The 23154-nt window shown below is 71.1% G+C and carries 23 protein-coding genes; 13 read left to right on the forward strand and 10 right to left on the reverse strand.

What is annotated here, in order from left to right; all coding sequences use genetic code 11:
- The first annotated feature begins 258 nt into the window (after positions 1–258).
- Positions 259–1542: a DUF3533 domain-containing protein gene (locus ACWGDB_RS26915; RefSeq protein ID WP_453824758.1), complete on the forward strand. Its 1284-nt coding sequence runs from the start codon at positions 259–261 to the stop codon at positions 1540–1542.
- 16 nt (positions 1543–1558) lie between these two features.
- Here ACWGDB_RS26915 and ACWGDB_RS26920 read toward each other — a convergent pair whose 3' ends face one another.
- Entirely contained in the window at positions 1559–1981 is a 423-nt protein-coding gene (locus ACWGDB_RS26920) for a hypothetical protein (RefSeq protein ID WP_453824759.1), read from the reverse strand.
- 140 nt (positions 1982–2121) lie between these two features.
- Between ACWGDB_RS26920 and ACWGDB_RS26925 the strand changes: the two genes are divergently transcribed.
- Positions 2122–3012: a GNAT family N-acetyltransferase gene (locus ACWGDB_RS26925; protein ID WP_453824760.1), complete on the forward strand. Its 891-nt coding sequence runs from the start codon at positions 2122–2124 to the stop codon at positions 3010–3012.
- A gap of 15 nt (positions 3013–3027) precedes the next feature.
- On the opposite strand, the gene ACWGDB_RS26930 is transcribed toward ACWGDB_RS26925, so the two are convergent.
- From ACWGDB_RS26930 to ACWGDB_RS26940, 3 genes are all read right to left on the reverse strand, one after another.
- Entirely contained in the window at positions 3028–3774 is a 747-nt protein-coding gene (locus ACWGDB_RS26930; RefSeq protein WP_453824761.1) for a hypothetical protein, read from the reverse strand.
- A gap of 150 nt (positions 3775–3924) precedes the next feature.
- Entirely contained in the window at positions 3925–4308 is a 384-nt protein-coding gene (locus tag ACWGDB_RS26935; protein ID WP_453824762.1) for a hypothetical protein, read from the reverse strand.
- Positions 4309–4381: 73 nt separating this feature from the next.
- Positions 4382–6220, reverse strand: a complete 1839-nt coding sequence (locus tag ACWGDB_RS26940; protein ID WP_453824763.1) for a hypothetical protein — start codon at positions 6218–6220, stop codon at positions 4382–4384.
- A 218-nt stretch (positions 6221–6438) separates the two neighbouring features.
- Here ACWGDB_RS26940 and ACWGDB_RS26945 point away from each other — a divergent pair, with 218 nt between their 5' ends.
- A complete protein-coding gene (locus tag ACWGDB_RS26945) occupies positions 6439–6648 on the forward strand; it encodes a CU044_2847 family protein (RefSeq protein WP_453824764.1) in 210 nt (69 codons plus the stop codon).
- A gap of 673 nt (positions 6649–7321) precedes the next feature.
- Positions 7322–7579 (forward strand): hypothetical protein, encoded by a 258-nt coding sequence (locus ACWGDB_RS26950; RefSeq protein WP_453824765.1) that lies wholly within the window; start codon positions 7322–7324, stop codon positions 7577–7579.
- A gap of 93 nt (positions 7580–7672) precedes the next feature.
- Here the strand turns inward: ACWGDB_RS26950 and ACWGDB_RS26955 are convergent, their stop codons facing one another.
- The 5 genes from ACWGDB_RS26955 to ACWGDB_RS26975 all read right to left on the reverse strand — a co-directional run bounded on the left by ACWGDB_RS26955 (position 7673) and on the right by ACWGDB_RS26975 (position 12941).
- Entirely contained in the window at positions 7673–8662 is a 990-nt protein-coding gene (locus tag ACWGDB_RS26955) for a malate dehydrogenase (RefSeq protein WP_383613630.1), read from the reverse strand.
- A gap of 445 nt (positions 8663–9107) precedes the next feature.
- Positions 9108–10427, reverse strand: coding sequence for a DUF2690 domain-containing protein (locus ACWGDB_RS26960; RefSeq protein WP_453824766.1), 1320 nt, complete (start codon positions 10425–10427; stop codon positions 9108–9110).
- Positions 10428–10868: 441 nt separating this feature from the next.
- Complete coding sequence (locus tag ACWGDB_RS26965) at positions 10869–11387, reverse strand: helix-turn-helix domain-containing protein (protein WP_453824767.1); 519 nt, start codon at positions 11385–11387, stop codon at positions 10869–10871.
- Between the two features lie 215 nt (positions 11388–11602).
- Positions 11603–12097: a DUF3017 domain-containing protein gene (locus ACWGDB_RS26970; RefSeq protein WP_453824768.1), complete on the reverse strand. Its 495-nt coding sequence runs from the start codon at positions 12095–12097 to the stop codon at positions 11603–11605.
- On the reverse strand, positions 12087–12941 hold the full coding sequence (locus ACWGDB_RS26975) for a bifunctional methylenetetrahydrofolate dehydrogenase/methenyltetrahydrofolate cyclohydrolase (RefSeq protein WP_453824769.1): 855 nt from the start codon (positions 12939–12941) through the stop codon (positions 12087–12089). The genes ACWGDB_RS26970 and ACWGDB_RS26975 overlap by 11 nt, the downstream gene beginning before the upstream one ends.
- Before the next feature lie 256 nt (positions 12942–13197).
- Here ACWGDB_RS26975 and ACWGDB_RS26980 point away from each other — a divergent pair, with 256 nt between their 5' ends.
- The 7 genes from ACWGDB_RS26980 to ACWGDB_RS27010 all read left to right on the forward strand — a co-directional run bounded on the left by ACWGDB_RS26980 (position 13198) and on the right by ACWGDB_RS27010 (position 20201).
- A complete protein-coding gene (locus ACWGDB_RS26980) occupies positions 13198–13911 on the forward strand; it encodes an RDD family protein (RefSeq protein ID WP_383613615.1) in 714 nt (237 codons plus the stop codon).
- A 142-nt stretch (positions 13912–14053) separates the two neighbouring features.
- Positions 14054–14842, forward strand: coding sequence for an FHA domain-containing protein (locus ACWGDB_RS26985; RefSeq protein ID WP_453824770.1), 789 nt, complete (start codon positions 14054–14056; stop codon positions 14840–14842).
- Positions 14839–16422: a protein kinase domain-containing protein gene (locus ACWGDB_RS26990; RefSeq protein WP_453824771.1), complete on the forward strand. Its 1584-nt coding sequence runs from the start codon at positions 14839–14841 to the stop codon at positions 16420–16422. Before ACWGDB_RS26985 ends, ACWGDB_RS26990 begins: the two co-directional genes overlap by 4 nt.
- A 95-nt stretch (positions 16423–16517) precedes the next feature.
- A complete protein-coding gene (locus ACWGDB_RS26995; protein WP_453824772.1) occupies positions 16518–16904 on the forward strand; it encodes a hypothetical protein in 387 nt (128 codons plus the stop codon).
- A gap of 247 nt (positions 16905–17151) precedes the next feature.
- Positions 17152–17757 (forward strand): ALF repeat-containing protein, encoded by a 606-nt coding sequence (locus ACWGDB_RS27000; protein ID WP_453824773.1) that lies wholly within the window; start codon positions 17152–17154, stop codon positions 17755–17757.
- A gap of 216 nt (positions 17758–17973) precedes the next feature.
- The gene (locus ACWGDB_RS27005; RefSeq protein ID WP_453824788.1) at positions 17974–18714 is read left to right on the forward strand and encodes an FHA domain-containing protein; all 741 of its coding nucleotides are present in this window, start codon (positions 17974–17976) and stop codon (positions 18712–18714) included.
- The gene (locus ACWGDB_RS27010; protein WP_453824774.1) at positions 18711–20201 is read left to right on the forward strand and encodes a protein kinase domain-containing protein; all 1491 of its coding nucleotides are present in this window, start codon (positions 18711–18713) and stop codon (positions 20199–20201) included. Before ACWGDB_RS27005 ends, ACWGDB_RS27010 begins: the two co-directional genes overlap by 4 nt.
- A gap of 23 nt (positions 20202–20224) precedes the next feature.
- Here the strand turns inward: ACWGDB_RS27010 and ACWGDB_RS27015 are convergent, their stop codons facing one another.
- Entirely contained in the window at positions 20225–20578 is a 354-nt protein-coding gene (locus tag ACWGDB_RS27015; protein ID WP_453824775.1) for a hypothetical protein, read from the reverse strand.
- A gap of 187 nt (positions 20579–20765) precedes the next feature.
- Between ACWGDB_RS27015 and ACWGDB_RS27020 the strand changes: the two genes are divergently transcribed.
- A complete protein-coding gene (locus ACWGDB_RS27020) occupies positions 20766–21200 on the forward strand; it encodes a peptidoglycan-binding domain-containing protein (protein ID WP_453824776.1) in 435 nt (144 codons plus the stop codon).
- Between the two features lie 97 nt (positions 21201–21297).
- Complete coding sequence (locus ACWGDB_RS27025) at positions 21298–23067, forward strand: protein kinase domain-containing protein (protein WP_453824777.1); 1770 nt, start codon at positions 21298–21300, stop codon at positions 23065–23067.
- Positions 23068–23154 lie beyond the last annotated feature (87 nt).

Genomic DNA, 23154 nt, shown 5'->3' on the forward strand with positions numbered 1-23154 from the left:
ATGCGCGATCCACGGCCGAAAGTGCGCTGCGTCACGGAAGATGCGAACAAATACGACAAAAGGCAGCCGACTCCTCCCCTCGCTCGACGCAGCGTGTCGTGGCGGGAGGCCTCCGGCGGCGGAGCTATCGTCGCCGGCGGCGACCCGGTGCCGCCGCCGTTCCCGGGGTGAGCTGTGACCCCTGGTGCGCGGCCGCGGTCCGACCGCGACATCACGACGAGGCCGGCGCTACGTCGGATCGGAGCCGGACGGAGTGCCATGACATCAGCGGGGTCCGGGCAGCAGCCGGTGCAGGCACGCGCAGTCGTCGTCGCGCGGCACGGAAAGCTCTGGCTTGTGCCGACCATCCTGTCCGCGCTGGTGGCACTGTTCCTGTCGCTGCTCTACATGGGCGGCATCATCAATCCGAACGACAGCCTGCGTGATCTGCCGATCGCCCTGGTCGATTCGGACGAGGGCCCGCCGCTGCCGGGACAGCGGCAGCCCGTGGGGGCGCAGTTGAGCCGGGAGGTCATCGCGGCGACTCCGTCGACGGCCGTGCAGTGGCGCAGACTGAACCAGGCCCAGATGCAGGAGCAGTTGGCGGCGGGCAAGATCTACGGCGCCCTCGTCGTCCCGGCCGACTTCACCTCGTCGGTGGCGGCTCTGACGACCTCCCGCGCCACGGCACGGCCCACCCTCACCATCCTCACCAACCCCGGCCTGGGAAGCCTCGGTTCGTCCCTGGCCAACCAGATCTCCCAGCGCGCCGCTCACCAGAGCTCCCTGACGATCGGCCGTCAGCTGACCGACCGGGCCAAGGCCGGCGGTGCCGACGCGACGCTCCGCGCCCTCCTGGCCGACCCGGTCACCGTCACCACCCGGGTGGGTCACCCGATCGGCCGCCACAGCGGCCTGGGTCTGAGCGCCTTCTACTACACGCTGCTCCTGGTGCTCACCGCCTTCGTGGGCGGCAACATCATCAACAACGGCGTCGACGCGGGCCTGGGCTACACCGACAACGAAATCGGACCCTGGCACTCGCGACGCCCGACGGTCCCGATCAGCCGTACGCAGACACTGCTGCTGAAAATGATCATGACTGCCGGCATTGCCGTGATCACCACCAGCCTGACGATGGTCGCCACGGTCGCGATCCTGGGCATGGACGCGTCGCATCTGCCGTTGCTGTGGATCTTCTCGTACTGCGCCAGCCTGGCCGTGGGTCTGGGCGTGCAGGCCATCAACGCGGCCTTCGGCGGCATCGGCCAGGTGGTGTCCATGTTCGTGTTCATCGCCCTGGCCCTGCCGTCCTCGGGAGCGACGGTCCCCCTCCAGGCGGTTCCCGACTTCTACCGCTTCCTCGCCCTGTTCGAACCGTTCCGGCCGGTGACCGACGGCGTGCGCGCCATCCTCTACTTCGACGCCCGCGCCGATGCCGGCCTGACCCACGGCTGGACCATGATCGGCATCGGCCTCGCCGTCGCTCTGCTCTTCGGCTTCGCCATGACCCGCTACTACGACCGCAAGGGGCTGCACCGCCTGGTCCTCCAGGAGGCGTGATCCGGCGCTCGGGCGGTCAGGTGGTGTGCAGGGGTTCCCTGAAGGCCTTGCGGAACACCGGCGCGGCGAAGGGAATGATCGGGGACATCATCTTCGCCTTGAACGTGCTGGGATGCCGTTCGAGATCGACGTCGATGCGCGTGCCCTCATCCGTGGGAGTCATCTGGAACTCCCAGCCGCCCGAGCCGAAGGGCTTCGACTCGCGCGTGGTGACGGTGACGTGGTTCGTGGACGGGTCCCATTCGTAGCGTGCGCGCTCCCAGGACTTCTCATTGCCCTCGGTGACCTCGGCCCAGGTGTCTCCGCGCTCGTGGACCTGGAAGTGCTCGGCGTCGATGGAGGGCCACTCCTCGACGCGGGTGGGGCTGAAGTTGGTCAGTACCCCCATGACCTCGGACGGGCTCATCGAGGAGTTCACGTGGAAATGCAGGGATGGCATCGACCTGCTCCTTCGTTCGAGAGGACCGCTGGAGGACCACTTCTCAGAATGCACTCCGGCTCAGAGCTGCGCACCGGCAGGCTCGCGGCCCGGTCCGAGGTCTGGACGCCGACCAAACCTTTGACTAAAGTCAAATAAATATGGAGCCAGTGTCGACGGACCATGTGACGGCCTTCCGCCGCTTCAACCGTTACTTCACGCGCCGCATCGGCGTACTGGACGACCACTACCTCGGCCAGGACCGCCCGCTCGGCGAGGCCCGGCTGCTGTTCGAGATCGGGGACGGCGCGTCCCTCAGGGAACTCAGGAGCCGGCTCGGTCTGGACGCCGGGTATCTGAGCCGGATGGCCAAGGCGCTGGAGGCCCAGGGCATGGTCAGGCTGAGCGCGCACCCGCAGGACAACCGGTCGCGCATGATCGAGCTGACCCCGGCCGGGCGGGTGGAGGTGACGGAGCAGGACCGGCGGGCGGGCGTCGCCGCGGCCGGCTTGCTGGCGGGCCTGAGCGCACCGCAGCGCACCGAACTGACCGGGGCGATGGCCACCGCCCAGCGGCTGCTGCGCCTCGCGGGCATCACCGTCGACCTCGTCGACGGCGCCGCACCGGACGCCCGGGCCTGTCTGGACGCCTACGCGGCCGACCTCGACGAGCGGTTCCCCGAGGGGTTCGACAAGGACGACCTCGTACGGCCCGAGGAGGTGTCCGGCGACGCCGGCGCGTTCTTCGTCGCCTACGAGGAGCGCCGCCCCGTGGGCTGTGGAGCGCTACGGCGCCTCGAACCCGGCGTCGGCGAGATCCGCCATGTCTGGGTGCACCCCGACGCCCGCCGCCTGGGCCTCGCCCGCCGTCTGCTCGCCGCCCTCGAACAGGAGGCCGCCGCACGGCACCTGACCGCCGTACGCCTGGACACGCACGCCGCACTCACCGAGGCGCAGGCGATGTACCGGGCCTGCGGATACACGGACATCCCGGCCTATGACGACAACGTCTATGCCAGCCACTGGTTCGAGAAGCGGCTGCCTTCCGCCTGACCGCCCGTGAGGGCCTCAGCTCGGAGTGAACGCCGCCCTGACCTGCTCCAGCGTCTCCTGCGTCGCGGGCCAGTCCTGCGTCGTGCCCCGCACGACCATCGCGTACAGGCGTCCGTCGTCCGTCCGGAAGACCCGGTCGACGGCCTTGACCCGCTCGCCGAGCTCCTCGCTGTCGTACTCGTAGACGAGCTCGCTCGCATACGTCTCGTCAGGGACGGCTCCCCGGCTGATCTGGGTGAAGCCGGGCTGCCCGGAGAGGCTGTCGACGGCGATGTCGAGGGCGTCGTCGGGGGTGTAGCCCGGTTCGACCACCTCGAAGATCTGCAGCAGGCCGAGCTCGTCGGGCGAGGTGTAGAAGACGACGGCCCCGCCCTTCTGCTCGCTGCGCGTCCAGTCCTCGGGGACGACGGTGGAAAAGCCCGAGGGGTCCTCGACCGCCCGGAACCCGTCGGGCACCTCGGGCGACCCGGATGCCGCGGTGAACGGGTCCTCGGAGGTGGGAGCCGGGTCGGACCAGGTGCCCGAGGGCGGTTCGGCCTGTCCGTCCCGGGACGTCGCGACCGTGCTCGACGAGGCGCCGCCCGCCTTGTCGTCGTCCCCTGCCCGGTCGACCGCCAGCCAGGTCGCGAGCGCGGTGACCGCGACCGCCGCGCCGACCGCGCCGGCGATGACCCTGTTCCGGCGGCCGCGCGGGGCCCCGGGCGGTGCGACGGGCGCCTGCGGCCAGTCGGGGCCCGGGGCAGGCGGTAACGACCCGTCCAACGGTTCCCCGGCGGGCCACTCCCCCGGCGCCCCCGCCGTCGGCGGCTCGGGCGGCGGGGGCGGAGCCGGGTGACCGCCCGCGCCCACCCGCTCCCACGACTGGGTGTCCTTGTTCCACCGGACCTCGCCGGCGCCCCCGCCGCGCATCGCTCAGCCCCCGATGAGGCCGGCCACGGCCGTGCCGAGGGCGGTGGCGGACGTGATCGCGCCGAGGACGCCGCTCGCCGCCTCCAGGGCGGTGCGGAGCCGGTCCAGGACGCCGGGCTGGGCGCTGCCGGTGGTGGTCACCTGCCGCTCGGTCTCCTCCAGGCTCGCGGAGAGCTCCTCCGTCTCGGAAGTGGCGGGGTACCGCTTCAGGTCCTCACTGAGGTCGCGGACGGCCTTCAGCAGGGCCTGATGCGACGCGTCGGCCGGGGCCGACGTCGAGGTGTACGCGGCACTGGCACCGGCACCGACCGCGATGCCGTTGCCGGTGACGGATCCCCCGACGTACGTACCGGAGCCGGGTCCGTCGGCGGCTGGCGGCTGGTTCATGTGGTCCCTCCGTTGGTTGCTGCTGTTCGACGCGCTGGTGCGATGGGCTGATGCGGCGCTCTGCTGCGACGCGCTATTTCGACGCGCCACCGGCACCGGCCGACGCGGCCGGGGGCGGCTTGCCGGCCGGCGAGTTGGCCTTGCTGTCCTTGCCGATCGCGATCCCGTTGCCCTGAACGTTGCCGCCGACGAAGGTCCCGCTGTTGTTGAACACGTTGGTGACCTTCTGCTCGAACTCGGCGACCTCGTACCCCGCGTTCCACAGCGCCTCGCCGACCCCGCTCGCGATCCGGTCCTGGATGGACTTGAGGTAGCGGGCGATGTCCATCTCCTGGAAGAGGGTCGCCCGGTCGTCCGCGCCCAGTTCCCGCACGGACGCACCGGGCCCGTCCGGCAGCGTGTCCGCGTGGACGTCGGTGAGCTGCCGCCACGTCTGGGCGACGGCGCGGGCGAGGACCCGCAGGGCGTCGCCGGTCGCGGCCGGGATACGCAGCAACGCGAAGAGGTAGCGGCCGAAGCCGCCGCGGTGCAGATGCTCGTGCGCCTTCCGGTCGGCGGTCGCGAACAGCCCGTTGACCGGCGGCAGTACGTGCGGGGCGACTTCGAGCATCAGCATGCCGCCCTGGGTGTGGACCCGGACGAAGACCGTGACGACGACCTCCTCGTCCCACCCGCCGACACGCACCCGCAGGAAGTGCCGGCGCTGCTCGCCGCCTTCCTCCACCGCGTCGGTGCGGTGCATCCGATACGTGTCCTGCGTGTACGGGAAGGCCATCCGGCCCGGCAGCCCTTCCGCGGGCAGGAACACGCACTCGTCCACGACGAGTTCGCGCAGCCGGTCGAGCACGGCGTCGGAGGCCTGCGGGGAGGTGCGCGCCGACGGCTCCCGCAACTGCTCCACCAGTGGCTTGATCTTCTCCAGGACCGTGGCGTTGTCGAGCGGTTCCGCGGGCGTCGCGTCGGTCTTCCTGAGAGCGTCGAGGGGGGAGTCCCCGTCGCCGGTCGTGCGGGGGCGCAGTTCGATCGAGAGGGACCAGGGTTCGAAGGGCAGTCCCGCGCCGCGGAACGGGTCGGCCTTCGTGTAGAGGATCAGCGGCGCGTGCTGCTCCTGGCGGATACGCCGGCTCAGTTCGCCGAACCGAGGTGCGGATGCCGCCTCGGCCGGGTCGTCGGCGACGTTCGGGAAACGCTGCTTGGACAGCTCGCCTGCGATCGTGCGGGCGAACTGGCCCCGCTGCCCCACGCTGAGCAGGGCCAGCAGCAGCGGCAGCGCGAGCAGGCAGGCGGCGGTGAAGCGGTTGGGTTCCGCGAGGGCCGCGTTCAGCAGGTCGAAGGGGGTGCCGAGGTCGGCGCCGTCCGACGAGTCGAGGAAGCTGTCCCCGGAATCGCCGTAGGAGTCGGACGCGTACTCGTCCGGACCGGCGATGAGCAGCCGGAACAGGGTGACGTACACGAAGACCAGGGTGATACGCCCGTACCAGCGCAGTACGAAGGCGAGGAGCCGCCGGAACATGGCGAACTGCGGGAACTTCCCGTCGATGTCGCGGCTGCCGCCCAGCCGGCGGCCCAGCGCGATCAGGAGGATCGGCCAGATCACCACGGTGATGTGGAACTTGGTGATCGCCGCCACGACCACCCACAGGGCGATCATCCCCGCCGACCACGCCACTTCCTGGCGGCGGGAACGCAGGGCATGGGCGAGGACACGGGCCGCGTCGTAGCCGTAGGAGGGCGCGGCGAACCGCTCGCGGTGCACGTACAGTTCGTCGATCACCGCGTCCCGGTAACCGACGTGCAGATACGTCCCCGCACAGAGCAGCCGGCACGCCTCACTCCGCGCCGGGTCGACCGGACGGCGTGGCCCGGATCTCGGCGCTTGCTCCCGCTGCGGCGGAAGCTGCGGCTGGGTCATGGATCGTCCCCCGATTCAGGAACCAGTCATGGCAGGTTGCCTGACCTGTCATGGCGCAACCAACTGACCCATTCTGCACAGGAGTTGGTCTCGCCAGGATCGACCAGCATAGGACACCCGTGTGACGCGAGTCACCCGAAGCCGTGGTCTCACCCCCTTCCGCTCACGTTTCCTGCGCAGCGCCTGCACCAGGCCTGCGCCGAGGGAGCGGAACCACGGTGAGTGGCGAACTTGGCCTCCTGTCACGGGAGTTCGGGCCACGATGTTGCGGTGTCCACCTTCTTGGAATCTCGGATCCGCCGAGCGAGCTCAGCGTGACGTTCGGCGTCCAGGTCGGCCAGCACCTCAAGCTCGGGATCGTCGGTGGCAACGGGCAGGCGCACCTCACCGTCACCGCCAGTTGGAAGCCGTCACCCGGCGCGGAGTGATGGTGGACTGGTTCAGGCCGGTCAAGGCAGCGCCGGACACCGAGGGGAGATCCCGCGTCGCGTCGGTGCGCCGCACGACCGACGGCAAGACGGCCGGCGCTGCAGTCGCACTCGGCGGTGACGCGATGCTGACCTGCGCGCACGTCGTCAACGACGCCGTGGGCAGCACACTGTTCGAGACCCGCTGTTCGTCGAGGTGCAGGGGCGCGGAAGACGGAGCGGTACCCCGCGCGCGTGGCGCACTGGATCGCCCCACGCACACGCGAGGGCACTGCCGTGCGGGACGGCGACGGGGAGTGGCTCGGCGATCTGGCGGTGCTGCGGATCGACGCGCCGCCCGTCGGCCTGCCCGCGGCAGACCGGCGTACGGCCATGTTTCCCGGTCAGCAGGTGCGGGCCTGGCACGGCAGCGGGCACAGCGCGACCTTCGCCGATCTACGGGTCGCCGCCCTCGACGGCTCCGTCGGCTACCTCGACGGCAAGGCCACGGGCATGGCGGTCGGCCCCGGCTACAGCGGCGGCCCGCTGTGGTGGACCGCGCCGTACTACTCCTTCGTCCTCACCGACTGGGCCCCTGCGGCTCGACCGGTCGGCCGACACCGTCCTCGATCTGACCGACCGGCTGATCCTGTGCTGCGGCAGTGCGGGCTGGTTCCTCGACGCCGCCTGGCGGGTGCTCGACCGGCTGCGGGGCAGCGGGCGCCGCCGGCTGGCGGACGAGGCGATCGTCGTGGTGACGCAGGTGGAGGGGGTCTCCAGCCGACCGGTACCGGCCGATCTGCCCGGCCGCTTCGACATCGGTGCCGACCAGGTGGTCGCCGTCCCATTCGACAAGGCTCTGCACTCCCCGGGCTTCCGGGAACTGGAGCAGTTGCGGACGCCGACGCTGAACGCGTTTCTGGACCTGGCCGAGTTGGTCGTAGGGCGCTGAACGGGTCGACTGCGGGGAAGCGGGGATGCGGACGCAACGATCCCCGGGCAGCCGTGCCGCCCGGGGATCGGTGTGAGCGTCGGATCGCGCCCGTCAGATGAGGCCGAGGGAGCGGACCGCCTCGCGCTCCTCCTCGAGCTCCTTGACGGAGGCGTCGATGCGGGCGCGGGAGAACTCGTTGATGTCCAGGCCCTGGACGATCTCGTACTTGCCGTCCTTGGTGGTGACCGGGAAGGAGGAGATCAGGCCCTCCGGTACACCGTACGAGCCGTCGGACGGGATGCCCATGGAGACCCAGTCGCCGTCGGCGGTGCCGTTGACCCAGGTGTGGACGTGGTCGATGGCGGCGTTGGCGGCGGAGGCGGCGGAGGAGGCGCCGCGAGCCTCGATGATCGCCGCACCGCGCTTGGCGACGGTCGGGATGAAGTCGTCGGCCAGCCACTTCTCGTCGTTGACGACCTCGGCGGCGTTCTTGCCGGCGACCGTGGCGTGGAAGATGTCCGGGTACTGCGTGGCGGAGTGGTTGCCCCAGATCGTCAGACGCTTGATGTCGGCGACCGTCGAGCCCGTCTTCTTCGCGAGCTGGGTCAGCGCGCGGTTGTGGTCGAGGCGGGTCATCGCGGTGAAGCGCTCGGCCGGTACGTCCGGGGCGGCGGCCTGCGCGATGAGCGCGTTGGTGTTGGCCGGGTTGCCGACGACCAGGACCTTGATGTCGTCCGCGGCGTGGGCGTTGATGGCCTGGCCCTGCGGCTTGAAGATGCCGCCGTTGGCCTCCAGGAGGTCACCGCGCTCCATGCCCTTGGTGCGGGGGCGGGCACCCACGAGCAGCGCGACGTTGGCGCCGTCGAAGGCGACGTTCGGGTCGTCCGAGATCTCGATGCCCTGAAGGAGCGGGAACGCGCAGTCGTCGAGCTCCATGGCGGTGCCTTCGGCGGCCTTGAGCGCGGGGGTGATCTCAAGGAGGCGCAGCTTGACCGGCACGTCCGCGCCGAGCAGCTGGCCGGAGGCGATGCGGAAGAGCAGGGCGTAACCGATCTGGCCGGCCGCGCCGGTGACGGTGACGTTCACGGGAGTGCGGGTCATGGCGTTCTCCGTATGACAGCTGGCGGTGAGGGCATCCCTGCCCCGGGGTGCGGGACGTAGAGATGATCGATCTCTTGGCGTCGAGAGATCCACCGGTCAGGCTATCGCGCCTCCGGGATCTCGCACGGCCGGGTCCGTGTGGCCCGGCCCACAGAGAGCCACAAGTGGGCCGAAAAGCGGCGGCCGCCCTGTCCGGGAGAGGGTGGACGCGGGCGGCCGCCGGGTGGGGGTACCGGTTGCCGGACTCCCGTGGGGGTACGGTGCGCGTGCCCACTTTGCCGACGGCCATTCCTGTCCCACCCGAAATCTTTTCGCCCCGGTCCTTTCGCCCCGGTCGCCCCGGTCGCCCCGATCCGCAGGCCCGTCGCGAACGCCCGACGCCGGCCAGGCCGCGAGGGCCGGACCGGCGTCGAGACAGCGCTCCGAGGATCTTTCGGGCGCTCCGCTACTGCGTGCACCCCTCCTGGCCGGCGGCCAGCGTCGCGCAGGCCGTGGCCTCGCCCGCGTCCTTCACGGCCACCATCGGCGTGTACGCGATCGTGTCGCCGACGACGGTGATCGTGCCGCTCTGCTTCTTCTTGCCGACCGACACCTCCACCTCGTCCCCCTGCGCGGCCTGCGTGATGCGGCCCCACGCGGCGCCGCACGTCTCGCTGTAGCGCACCTCGACCACGGCCGCGCCGACGGTCGCGGTCTTGGCGGTCGTCACGAGGTCACCGCTGCACCCCATGCTCTCCGCGTCCTTGCCGGTGCAGGAGTCTCCGCTGCACTTGACGCCGGCCGGCAGGTCGGGGTCGGTCGTCGCGGACGGAGAGGGCGAGTTGGCGGCCTCGCCGCCCTTCTGCCCGCGGCCGGCGTCGGTGAAGAAGAACACCGCCGCGATCACGACCAGCACGCCGACGACCCCCGCGAGGAACATCGTCAGCCGCCGCTTGCCACCGCCACCACCGGAGGACCCGCCTCCGGGACGGGGGCCCTGCGGAGGCTCGCCGTACGGCTGGGGCGCACCCTGCGCCCACCCCGACGCGGCGGACGCCCCGGACACACCGGATGCCCCGGACGTCGTGGACGCCCCGGACGCTCCCGACGGCACCGCACCCGACGTACGGCCACCCGCCGCCGGACCTCGATACCCCGCAAGCCCCCACGAGTTGCCCCCGGAAGCGGCCCCGCCGTCCCGGACGTCGGCTTCGTCCGAGTCCCGCACCGAGGAATCCCGGACCGAGTCCCGTACGGAGGAGTCCCGCACCGGTGTATCGCGAACCGCGGAATCCCGCGCGGCCGAGTCCCGCACCTCCGGCGCCGTCGGCTGTGCGGGCACCGGAGGCACCGTCGGTGCCACACCCGCCGGACCCGCAATGCCGGGCGTCGCCGTCGCGCTCCCGCTCTTGCGTGCCGTCCGGCCCGCCTTCGCGCCCTCCTTGGCGCTCGCCGGGGGCGCCCCGAACTCGCTCAGCGCCGCGCGGGCCTGGGAGATCCGGATGGCCTCCATGGTCATGTCGTGGCGCATCTCCGAACGGCTCCAGGCCCGTTCGGCGAGCTCCCACATCGTCGTCACGTGGACCGGATTCGTACCCGTGACCTCGGCAAGCGCCACGATCGCACCCTTGGGCGCGAGCAGCCGCCCGTTCAGATACCGCTCCCAGGACGTCTTGCTGTATCCCGTGCGGTCGGCCAGCGCCGCGATGCTCAGACCGCTGCGGTCCACGAGCCGGCGCAGCTGGCTCGCGAACTCCCTGACCTGCGGATCGAGTTCATCCGGCAAGGCCCTCCAACGAGGCATTGCTTCCCCCTCTTCCCCCCGGTTCGTGCTGGTGGTTCTCGCGTTTCCCCCGCGCGTGGTGCCCTCTGCCGAGTCCCCGATGTGGCTACCCACAGGGATGCGCCCAGTAAGGATCTCAGTTCCCGGGGTGGGGGCGCACGGGAGCATTGGGACCGTGGGCATGCACCGTTGCACGCCCGTCGAATGGCGTCCAGTGTTCCATCGGCGACCCTCCTCGGCCGACGCAACCCTGGTAGTAAGCCCTTGCCAACACGCGGGACGACCCCGGTGCGTCCCCGGTCGACCACGCTAGCCCGCCTGTTGAACGACTTCCTTGCAAATGCGCGAACTTGTCAACACATCGACACACAGAAAGCACATAAACGATCACGCCCGTCACAGGGGTCGTATTCGGGCAGGTCAGACGCGGGGGCCTCACCGGGCTCACCCCAGCGCAAGGGCCCCGACCAGTGCCGTCAGCACCAGAACCACGACGAGCGCGACGGCGGCCGCCAGCAGCCAACTCGACGACGGCTCCGGTTCCTTCGGCGGCGCGTCCCACCACGGCAGGGTGGGGTCGTCCTCGTAGCCCTCGGGCCCCTCGTGCGCCTCGCCCGCCTCACGCGGCCTGTGCATCCCGTGCGCCCCGTGTGCCCCGGGCTCCGCCTTCGTGGGCATCACCGCAGGCTTCGGCCATGCCTGTACGGCCAGTTCCCACCGCACCCCGAAGCGCTCCGCCTCGTCCCTGTCGGTCCCCGCCACCCGGCACAGGGCCACGACCGCCTGCCGGGGCGGGGGCTGGGTGGCGTTGAGGTAGCGCTGCCAGGAGGACTTGCTGTACGCGGTACGCGCGCCCAGCGCGACCAGGCTCAGGCCCGTGCGGTCCTTGAGCTGCCGCAACTGCTCCACGAAGTGCCGCACCTCCGGCGGCAGATCGTCGGGCAGCGGCTGCCACGCACCCATCGCTCACCTCCGAACCAGATCCGATCGGGTGACGACACCGGGCGACGCATTGGTTCCCGACGTAGCGGAACGGTCACTTCCGTGCCACAGCGCACTGACAGGCGTTGAACAGCCCCTTCGCCGTGCCCGAGGCTTGACGCAGACGGCGGCCCGTCCTTCCTCGGGGGAGAGGACGGGCCGCCGTCGCGCCCAGTGGCCTTCGGGGCCGGGAGGCCTCAGCCGTCCACCGTGAAATGCAGGGCGTCCTTCAGGAACGGGATCTTCAGCCACGGGTCCGGCTGCGCCATCAACGCCAGCAGCACGATCACGAGGCCCAGCACGCCGTACGTCACTATGTCCGTGAAGCGGGAACGTACGGCGAGCATGCCGACGCTCGGCAGGAGCCACCGCAGCACCGCGCCGACCAGCAGGGCGCTGCCGATCACCAGGGTGCCGACCCGGAAAACGTCGAGCGCGGTGATCAGCAGACCCACCGCGACCATGCCCAGCACCAGCAGGACCGGCCACTGCCGGGCGGGCGCCGGGGCGTCACCGGGAGCGGCGCGGCCGCCGCCCTCGGGACGTGCCGTGTCCTTGGTGAACAGCGGGAAGCGGCGGGTGGTGCGCCGGGGCGTACCCTCCGCGTCCGGAGCGCTCACCGGATCCCGGACCTCGATCTCCTCGGCGTCCTCGATCTCCTGCGCCTTGCCGGCGCCGCCCTCAGCCGACACTGCGCTCCGCCGCCTCGACCACGTTGACCAGCAGCTGCGCCCGCGTCATCGGGCCCACGCCACCGGGGTTGGGGGAGATCCAGCCGGCCACCTCGGCGACGCCGGGGTGGACGTCGCCCACGATCTTGCCCTCGGCGCTGCGCGAGACACCGACGTCGAGGACGGCCGCGCCGGGCTTCACGTCCTCGGGGCGGATCAGGTGGGCGGAGCCCGCGGCGGCGATGATGATGTCCGCGCTCTTCAGGTGTGCGGACAGGTCCCGCGTGCCGGTGTGGCACTGGGTCACCGTCGCGTTCTCGCTGCGCCGGGTCAGCAGCAGCGGCATCGGACGGCCGATGGTGACACCGCGGCCGACGACCACGACCTCGGCGCCCTTGATCTCGACGCCGTACCGGCGCAGGAGGGTGAGGACGCCGTTCGGGGTGCAGGGCAGCGGGGCCGGCTCATTCAGGACGAGGCGCCCGAGGTTCATCGGGTGGAGGCCGTCGGCGTCCTTGTCCGGGTCCATGAGCTCCAGGATCCGGTTCTCGTCGATGCCCTTGGGCAACGGCAGCTGGACGATGTAGCCGGTGCAGGCCGGGTCCTCGTTCAGCTCGCGGACGACCGCCTCGATCTCCTCCTGCGTCGCCGTGGCGGGCAGCTCGCGCTGGATGGAGGCGATGCCGACCTGGGCGCAGTCGCGGTGCTTGCCGGCGACGTACTTCTGGCTGCCGGGGTCCTCCCCGACCAGGATCGTGCCGAGGCCGGGCGTGATGCCCTTCTCCTTCAGCGCCGCCACGCGGGCGGTCAGATCGGACTTGATCGCGGCTGCGGTGGCCTTGCCATCGAGAATCTGGGCGGTCATGACCCCCATCCTCCCGGATGACGCCCTCGGTGTTCCAATCGGACGCCCGGCCCGTGACGTACATCGCCCCAGCAAGATCCCGAAGATTGCATCTGCACAACAGGTTCCGCCTCAGACTGGACAAAATCGCACGGTACCTAGAACGATGAACGGCGCAGTTTCGCGGAACGTGTTCGGGGGGCAAAACCGCTCAAATCGTGAAGTTCCTCCGCGCAATGCCGCATCGTCCCCGCATTCGCAACGGAGGAATCCGGCCATGAGTTTCGGCTCGCCCAACCCGCCTTACGGTCAGCCGCAGGACCCGAATCAGGGCTACGGGTACCCCCAGCAAGGACAGCAGCCCGGTTACCCGCAGCCGGGACAGCCTCCCTACCCGCAGGGTCAGGCCGGTTACGGCTACCCGCAGTCGCCGCAGGGCGTGCCCCCGCAGGGCGGCTACGGCTATCCGCAGCAGCCGGGTTACCCCGGCGGTTCGGGCATGCCTCCCCGCGTGGCGTCCATGGGCCGGCGCTTCGGCGCGCGGCTGATCGACGGTGTGGCGTTCACCGTGATCTACATCATCCTTGCCGCCGTCGGTGTCGCGGGCTCCTTCAGCGCGGCAAACGAATGTGACCCCAACGCCGTCGACTACAGCTCCTGCGTGAACGACGCCAGCTCCGACATCGTGGCCTCGATCGGCGCCGTGGTCGGTGTCTTCGCGGTGATCGGCCTGCTCTACGAGTGGCTCATGGTCGGCCTGGTGGGCGCCACCCTGGGCAAGATGGCCGTCGGCCTGCGGGTCGTGAAGGCCGACACCGGCCAAAAGCCCGGCCTGGGCTCCTCGTTCATCCGCTGGATCATCCCGATCGTCGGCAGCCTGGCCTGCGGCATCGGCCAGCTCCTCGTCTACCTGTCCCCGTTCTGGGACAAGTCTGGCCGCCAGCAGGGCTGGCACGACAAGGCCGCGAGCACGATGGTCGTACAGAACTGACCTCACCCGAGGTTTCGTCGGGCGGGATTCACTTCACGCCAAACACAGCCGATGGCCGTGTCTCACTCGTACGAGGGGGGCACGGCCTCGCTGCGTCGCCCTACCCTGACGTGGGTAGCCGTCAGGCACGGGGAGACGCACCTTGTACAGCATCATCGTGGTACCTCCGCCGACCACGGAGGACGAGACCGACCGCACCCAGCTCCGGCTGGCGCCCGGCGAGCGGCTCGGCTTCGGCCGTTCCGCCGCCGACAACGACCTCACGATCGCGCACGACGGGGTGTCCCGCAGAGCGGGTCAAATCACCGCGCAGGGCGCCTTCTGGATACTGAGCAACCTCAGCCGGGAACAGACGTACGTCGTGGAGAACCCGGAGGGCGCGGGCGAGCACGTCAAGGTCGGGCCGGGGCGCCTCGACGCGCCGATCCCCTTCGAGTTCTCGCGGATCGTGCTGCCGGCGGCCGGCGATCTGCTGCCGATCGAGGTGTGGGCGCCGCGCCACGACTACCTCAGCTCCGAGGGCGGCCTGGACGGCGCGACCACCGCCCCCGCGTTCTCGGTCGACCGCGCCAAGCGCTACTTCGCGGTCCTGGCCGCCCTGTGCGAGCCCCGGCTGCGCGGTGAACCGCACGCCCCGCTGCCCACGGTCGACCAGGTCGTGGACCGGCTGCGCCCCAACTGGCCCGCCGCGTCCCGTACGTCGGTCCAGTGGAACATCGACTACCTCGCCGTGAAGCTGCGGCTCAAGCCCGGCCCGGAGACGGCGGACACGGGTCCGCGGCTCAACGGCAAGAAGGAGTCGCTGGTCTCGCTGGCGCTCCGGTTCGACCTGGTGCGGGAGGACGATCTCGTCGTCCTGCGTGAGTCGTCGCCGTCAGTTCCGTCGCCCTCGGCTTCGTCCGCGTCGGCGTCCGGCCGGGTGGCCCGGTGACCGAGCCGTATGCCGTGCCGGTGCCGAAGGGGTACCGGGTGGGCGTGTGGGAGGTGCGGGAGCCGATCGCCACGGGGGCGTTCGGGAGTGTCTACGAGGGCAGGCGCGTCGGAGACGACGAGGCCCTGCCGAAGACGGTCGCCCTGAAGTTCCTGCCCACCGGCACCGGCACCCCCCGCCAACTCACCCACCTGCGCGAACTCATCGAGCGCGAGGTCGCGTTGCACCGCCGGCTGAAGCAGCCGCGACTGATCCGGATGTACGACACCCTCACCGTCGACGACCCGGCCCGTCCCGCCCTCGACGGCGCCACGATCCTCGTGCTGGAAAAGGCGCAGGGCTCCCTGTCCGCACTGCTCTCGGCGGAGCCGCGCCCCGGCTCCGGCCCCGTCCTGCTCGCGCAGATCTGCGAGGGGCTGGCGCAGCTGCATCACGCGGGCTGGGTGCACGGGGACCTGAAGCCGGCCAACGTGCTGCTGATGAAGGACGGTTCGGCCCGGCTCGCCGACTTCAACATGGCGGCGGAGCTGGAGGGCACGCACGCGTACACGCCCGCCTTCTCGACGCCCGACTACACGCCGCCGGAGCTGCTCTGGTCGGAGATCGGCGAGCGCGGCCGCCGTATCCGCCCGTCGGCCGACGTCTGGGCGTTCGGCGTGCTGGCGCATCTGGTCCTCACCGGCTCCTTCCCGCTGCCCGGCGCCACCCCGTCGAGCCGCCGCGACGCTGCCGCCGCCTACGCGCGCGGCACCGACGAACTACGCCTGTCACCCGAACTCCCGGACGTCTGGCGGGAGATCGTGCGGGACTGTCTGACCCGTACGCACGGCGACCGGATCGGCACGCAGGCGCTGGTGCGGATGGTGGGCGCCGCGGCGGGCACGGGCAGCTCGCCGCGGCTGCCGCGGGCGCTCCTCCCCCGCCGCCGCTCCCGCCGTACGACGATGCTGACCGCCGCGACCGCCGTGGTGGCGCTGGCGGCCCTCGGCTACGGCGTCGGCAACTGGGCGGACACCGGCGCCGCCGGGGGCGGAAGCGGGGCCGGCGGCCCGGGGCGCGAGACCACGAGGGGCACGGCCGCCTCCTACGGCGCCTCCGAACTGCGTACCGACAAGGGCGTCCCGGTGGCCTACCGCCGCCTCATCGTCGACTCCGCCCACGACTGCGTCCGGCCCGAGGTCACCCCCGCACTGATCGCCGCCCTGCTGAAGGCGGAGAGCAACTTCGACCCGGACCTGGCCGACCGGTCCGTGGGCAAGGAGGGCGAGTACGGCATCGCCCGCTGGACGCCGAGTCTGCTGCGCTGGTGGATCCGCGCGGACGGTGTCCCCGCGACACAGACTCCCAAGCCTCCCCTCACCCCTGCCGAGTCCATCCCCGCCGTGGGCCGCTACCTCTGCTACATGGAGCCGCTCCTGAACCGGACGGGCCTGTCCGGCGACCGCAAGGTGCTGCTGGCCGCCGCCTACCGCACCTCGACCAAGGTGGTGAACAACGCGGGCGGCGTTCCCCCGAAGTACCGCGACTACGCCACCCGCGTCGCCCACTACCTCAAGGAGTACACGCCGCCCGCGAAGTAGGGACCCTGAGAGTTCACAGGTACCGCTCGGGGCCGGTCGGCGCCACGGTGTTCCTGTCCACCAACGGGGGTGGCAATTCCGGAGGGACACCGACCATGAAGCGCATGCTCGCCTCGCTGGGAGCCGTTGCCGTACTCGCCACGGGCGCCGTGGTAGTGACGCCGACGGGGGCATCGGCGGCACCGAACGGCTGCTGGGGCAGCGGGCCGAACAACTCCCGCTACTGCCACAACTACCAGGCCGGGAACGTGATGTTCAACGGAAACGTCGCGGGCCGGCTGAACGCGGGTGACAACTGGTTCGTCTGCCAGAAGAAGTTCCCGGGCCAGGAGAACCCGCCGGTCGGCGACGCCCGAAACGACTGGTGGCTGTGGACCCAGGCCGACACGAACGTCAGCAACGGCGGCTGGGGCTGGTTCCCCGCCAACAAGGTGTCCGGCGGCGTGAACTACGGGGCGATCCCGGGTCTGCGCACCTGCTGAGCGCCTGCTGACGGCACGCGTCGCGGCCTCCGGCTCCCTCGGGGGAGGGCCGGAGGCCGCTACGCGTGCCCGTGCGTCTCCCTTCTCCGGCAGCGACCAGGACCTGAAGCCTGCTCGGTTATTGCAGTGAACTCATGTGCGAACCCAGGGAAGATGGCCCTGCGTCACTTACCGGAGCACCGAAGCCCCGGGTCCCCGAAGCTGCAGGTCTGATCCGCAGGCCTGATCCTGCAAGGAAGGTTCACGCGTGAGACCGAGCCGTATCGCCCTGACCCTCGTGGCAACCGCACTGACCCCGGCGCTCCTGCTGGCCGCCCCGGCCTTCGCCGCCGAATCGGCCCCGCCGTCGGCCGTCACCGTGGCAGCCGCCTCCGACACGGACGGCCCGAACGTCGACGACATGTCCGACGACGACGTCCGCGTCGCCATCATGCGCATCATCGCCGACCCAGAGACCGGCAGGGCCGTGTACGCCGCCGCGCAGAAGGCGATGGACGGCACCATCGAGGACCAGCGGTACTTCCTGAAGACGGGCCGCTGGATCGCCCAGGCCGAGGACGACCGCGTGGCCATCGCCCGCATCCTCGGCACCGCCGACCCGAAGACCGACAAGGCGGTCATCAGGGAGGCCAACGAGGCCCTCGACGCCAACACTCCGGAAATCCTGCGCGCCTTCCTGGAGACCGGCCACCGCCTAGCCCGCGCCGAGGACGACCGCGTCCGCGTCGCCCGCATCCTCGCCGACCCGACCATCAGCGACGCCCTGCGCGCGGCGGCGGAAGACGCCATCGACGGTACGCCGGAGGAACTGCGGTACTTCCTCGAGACCGGGCAGTACGAGGTGGACGGCTAGGTCCCCGCCTCGCGGACGCGCCATGCGGCGGGCAACCTTCGTGGTCTGTCCGGAACGCCCCTTACCCTGCCCTTCGTTGGCGGGGAAAGGGTTGTCCTCATGGGATCGGTTGTCCTCATGGGATCGGTTGTCCTCATGGGATCGGTTGTCCTCATGGGATCGGTTGTCCTCATGGGATCGGTTGTCCTCATGGGGTCGGGGGAGGGGGACGAGTCCGTGCACAGCGTCATCGTCGTACCACCGGCTTGCGCCGGGCCGGACGGCCAGATCAGGATCGCCACAGGGGAACGGCTCGCCTTCGGCAGGGCGGGAACCGGCGGCGGACTCACCATCGCGCACGACGGGGTGCCCCGGGTCGCCGGGGAGATCACCGCGCACCGCAACTTCTGGCTGCTGAGCAACCTCAGCGAACACCAGACCTACGTGGTGGAGAACCCCGAGGGCGCCGGGGAGCACATCAAGGTCGTCCCGGGCCGGGTGGACGCGCCCGTGCCGTTCGAGTTCTCGCGCGTGGTCCTGCCCGCGGCGGGCGATCTGCTCGCCTTCGACGTCTGGGCGCCGCGCCACGCCTTTCGCAGCGTGGCGCGCACCGGCCTCTCCGGCTCCGTCACCACCCCGGCCTTCGCTCTCGACCGCACCAAGCGGTACTTCGCGGTCCTGACCGCCCTGTGCGAACCCCGGCTGCGCGGCGAACCGCACGCCCCGCTGCCGGCGGTCGAGCAGCTGGTGGAGCGCCTGCGGTCGGTCTGGCCGGCGGTCACCAGGTCCGCGGTCTACTGGAACATCGACTACCTCGCCGTCAAGCTGCGGCTACGACCCGGCCCCGACACCGCCGAGCCCGGACAGCGCGTCAACGGCAAGAAGGAGTCGCTGGTCTCGCTCGCGCTGCGTTTCGATCTGGTCCGTGAGGACGATCTGGTCGTGCTGACCGCCGCGCCGAGCGAGGTGGCCGGATGACCGGGCGGCACCCGCACGCGGTCCCCGTACCGCCCGGCTACCGCGTGGGCCACTGGGAGATACGAGAACCTCTCGCCTCGGGCGCCTTCGCGACCGTGTACGCGGGCAGGCCGACCGGCGAGGCGGATCCGGCACTGCCCCGCCGGGCCGCCCTGAAGTTCCTGCCGACCGGCACCCGCACCCCGCGTCAGCTGCGTCATCTGCGCGAACTGGCCGAACGGGAAGTGGAGGTGCTGGAGCGGCTGCGAGCTCCCCGCCTCATCCGCATGTACGAAACTCTGACCGTCGACGACCCGGACCACCCGGAGCTGGACGGGGCCACCGTCATCGTCCTGGAGCGGGCCGAGGGCTCGTTGGACGCCGTGCTGGAGCACGACCCGAAGCCCGTGGCCGGGCCCGCGATGCTGGCCCAGGTCTGTGAGGGCCTGCGTCAGCTGCACCATGCGGGCTGGGTCCACGGCGACCTGAAGCCGGCCAACGTGCTGCTGATGAAGGACGCCTCGGTGCGCCTGGCCGACTTCAACATGGCGGCGGAACTGGACGGCACACACGCCTACGCCCCCGCCTTCGCCACGCCCGACTACACCCCACCCGAGCTGCTGTGGCCGGAGATGGACGAGCGCGGCACCCGGATCCGCCCGTCCGCCGACATCTGGGCGTTCGGGGTCCTCGCACACCTCGTCCTCACGGGTTCCTTCCCGCTGCCTGGCGGCAGCACGGAGGCACGCACGGACGCGGTGACGCGCTACGCACACGGCGCCGAGGAACTTCGCCTCTCCCCTGAACTGCCCGAGCCCTGGCGGGAGATCGTCCTGGCCTGCCTCGCCCCCACCCACACGGGACGCATCACGGCGGAAGCTCTGCTACGACGCGTGGAGCGAGCGGCCCACACCCCGCGCTCGGGCCGCCTGCCACGCCTGCGACCCCGCCCCTGGCACCGGCACCCGGTGGTGACGGCGATGCTGGCGACGGCGCTGGTGCTGCCGGCGGCCCTGGTGGGCGGAGCGTACGTCCACGTCAACCACGACGACGGAACACCGGTGTACGAGGCCCTGCCCGCCGCGTCGAGGGCCCCGATCAGCACGGACGGCAAGGTGTCCGTCGGCTACGACCGCTGCCCGCGGGACAGCGTCTGCTTCTTCAGCGAGCACAACGGCTGGGGCCACATGTGCAGTTGGCGGGGCGACGACGCGAACTGGCTGGCGGGCGAGGAGACGTGCGGGTGGGCGGCCGACGGCCCCGTCCGCTCGATCTTCAACAACCTCGCGGGAGATCGGCGGAACCACGACGTGGCCTACTACCGCGGCACGGACTTCGAGGCGGCCGGCTACGACCGCAGCCGCGAGGCCCAACGCACCGGCTGCGACAGGGTCAACTCCATGGACAACCTCGCAGGCACGTACGCGCCGCGCTCACACCGGCTGGTCGACAGTTGTGCGAGCGGGGAGACGACGACGTGGGGCAGGTTCCTGTCCCTGTTCGAGTGAACAGGGACAGGAACGGATGAACCTTACGGATAGAGCGTGTAGGTGTTGGCGGTGTTGCAGTTGCAGTCCTTGTGCTGCGAGGCCTCGATCTTGTACACCGGGCTGCGCTTGGTCGCCGTCGAGCTGCTGTTGGCCCAGCTGCCCCACGACCCCTGCACCTTGATCCGCACCCAGGCGTTGCCCTCACAACTCCCATCGTTCTTCTTGGTGGTGGTGGCCACGTGATCGCTGACCTTGCCGACGTAGGTGGTGTCGTCGGAGCAGTTCCGGCTCCAGGTCTTGCTGTCATCGGCGGTCGCCGGCGCGGCCGCGAACATCGTCACGCTCAGCGCCGCGACGGTCAGCGCCGCCCCGTACTTGACTCGCGTCAGTGTCATGAGTTCTCCCCGTTTCCGGTGAACGAGCGGGGCATCGGCAACTGCAAGCCCCGACCGCAGTCTGCGGGGCGCCCGCTTTCCGCCGTACCTACAACTTTGCAGGTTCCCTCGAGCCACCGGACCCGCTCACCATGGCCACGCCACAACGGCAAGGAAGAGGAACGAAGGAAGAGGAACGGGGGAAGCCATGAAGCACTTCCGCGGATCGCGCACGGCTGCGGTTGCCGTCGCCGGTCTGACGCTGCTGGCCGGGCTGGGCGTGACCGGTACCGCGCCCGAGGCCGGCGCCGCCACCAACTGGTGCAACAAGACGCTCGGCCGTTTCATCGGCGGCGGGAACGGCCACGAGCTGGCCAACATCCCCGCCTACGGCAGCACCGACAACTGCATCACCGCCGAGGGCGCCTCCGGCTCCCACGTGGAGGCGATCCAGAAGGCCCTGCGCCACTGCCACAAGCGGACGAGGGTGGCGGTCGACGGCGACTTCGGACCGATCACCGAGGAGGAGCTGAAGAAGGTACAGGCCGCGCTGGGCCTGGAGGACGACGGCGTGTACGGCCCGAAGACCCGCGACAAGCTGAAGTGGCGCAGCACCACCGGCCACTGCGACACCCTTCCGTAGCCGCGAGCGCCCATCCCCCTGCCGCCTCACGCGGTAGCCTCACATCAACTGACGGGACACGAGTGGCCGTTGGGGAAGAGCAGCACTCGGGGGATCCATGACCGACCAGCGGCAGCCCATGCCATCACCCACCCCGGCGGCCGTCGACGCCGCTCTGGTGCAGGCGGGCGCCACCCCGCTGAAGCCGACCGCCCCCGCCCGCATCGGCCCCTACGTCCCCCTCGGACTGCTCGGCAGCGGCGGTATGGGCCACGTCTACCTGGCCCGTCCCGCCGCCGGCACCCCCGGCCTCGCCGCCGTCAAGGTGATCCGTCCCGAGTACGCCGAAGACCCTCGCTTCCGGCGGCGTTTCGAGCGGGAGGCCGCCGTGCACGGCCGGGTTCACACGCCGCGCACGCCGCAGCTGCTCGGCACCGGGTTCGACGACTCGCTGCTGTGGATGGCGACGCAGTACCTGCCCGGCCTCAACCTCGCCGAAGCGGTCCGCGAGTGCGGCAAGCTGGAGCGCGCCGGGGTGTGGCGGCTGGTCGGGGACATGGGGCAGGCCCTGTCGGCGCTGGCCGCCGCCGACGTCGTACACAGGGACCTCAAGCCGTCCAACGTGATCCTGTCCCTGCAGGGCGCCCACGTCATCGACTTCGGCATCGCGCAGGCCGCCGACAGCAGCGCGATCACGTCGACCGGGAGCCGGGTCGGCACGCCCGCCTTCATGTCACCCGAGTATCTGCGCGAGGGCCGCTGCGACACCGCATCCGACGTCTTCTCCCTCGCGGGAAGCCTGATCTACGCCGCCACCGGGCACGCCCCGTTCGGGGACGGAACGGGCGTCGACGTGATGCACCGGGTCGCGTTCGAGGAGCCCAAGCAGGACATCATGGCCGAACTCTCGTCCGTGGAACCCGCGTTGGCCGCCCTCCTGACCGCCTGTCTCGCCAAGGATCCCGCCGGGCGCCCCACCCCGCGGCAGCTCACCGACGCCGCCACGGCAGCCGGTCACGGCGGCGCAGCGGTCTGGCACGAGCCGCTGAGCGCCCGGCTGCTGGCCCGACGGCAGGCCTGCGAGGTGCTGGAAGGTGTCGCCGTCCAGGAGACCGCCCGGGCACCCCTGAGTTCGCACGCCTCCCGGACCTCCCAGGAGACGGTCCAGTTGCGGCTGCCGGGGGAACGTACGGCTGCCCCCGCCCCGGACGACGACGGCAAGCGGCGCAAGCGGCGGGCATACCTCGCCGTCGCCGCGGGTCTCGCCGTCTGTGCCGTCGCCGCGGGCGCCTTCTTCCTCACCGGCCCGTCCGTCGACGAAACGGCCTCGGCTGCGGCTACGTCGGCCGCCGGCACCGCCCCCGACGACGCGCGGGGCTCTTCCCTCCCCAGCTCCTCCGCGTCGCCCTCCCGCGACAGGGAGAAGGGGGAGGGGAAGGAGAAGGACACCGACGCGAAGGCGTCGGCCGCCGCCGAGTCGGCCGACCCGAGCGCCTCCGAGGGCGGCGGCGCGGGCGGAACGCAGGCCACGCCCGGCGAGGGCTCCACCCCCTCCGACGGCGACGAGGGCGGCAGCGGCAACGGCGGGGGCGCCCCGACCGCCACCCCCACCAGGACCGCCACGACGCCGGCCGTCCCGCCCTGGATCTCGGACTGCGCCCACTACTCCGGCACCGAACTCACCGACCGGGGCGACAAGGGTCAGCGCGTCGTCCAGGTCCAGTGCATGCTCAGCAAGCGCGGCTACAGCGTCGGCGGCTCGGGCGTGGACGGAGAGTTCGGCGCGGACACGGAGTCCGCGGTCAGGCTGTTCCAGAGCGACAAGGGGCTGGAGGTCGACGGCGAGGTGGGGCCCAACACCTGGGCGGCGCTGCGCAGTTCGACATGACGGCGGCAGACGCGGGTGAGGGGCGGGCCGCACCGACGGCCCCCCCCACACCCCAGCCGGCTCAGTGGAAGAAATGCCCCGTCCCCC

It is taken from the genome of Streptomyces sp. NPDC055013 (assembly GCF_053608645.1).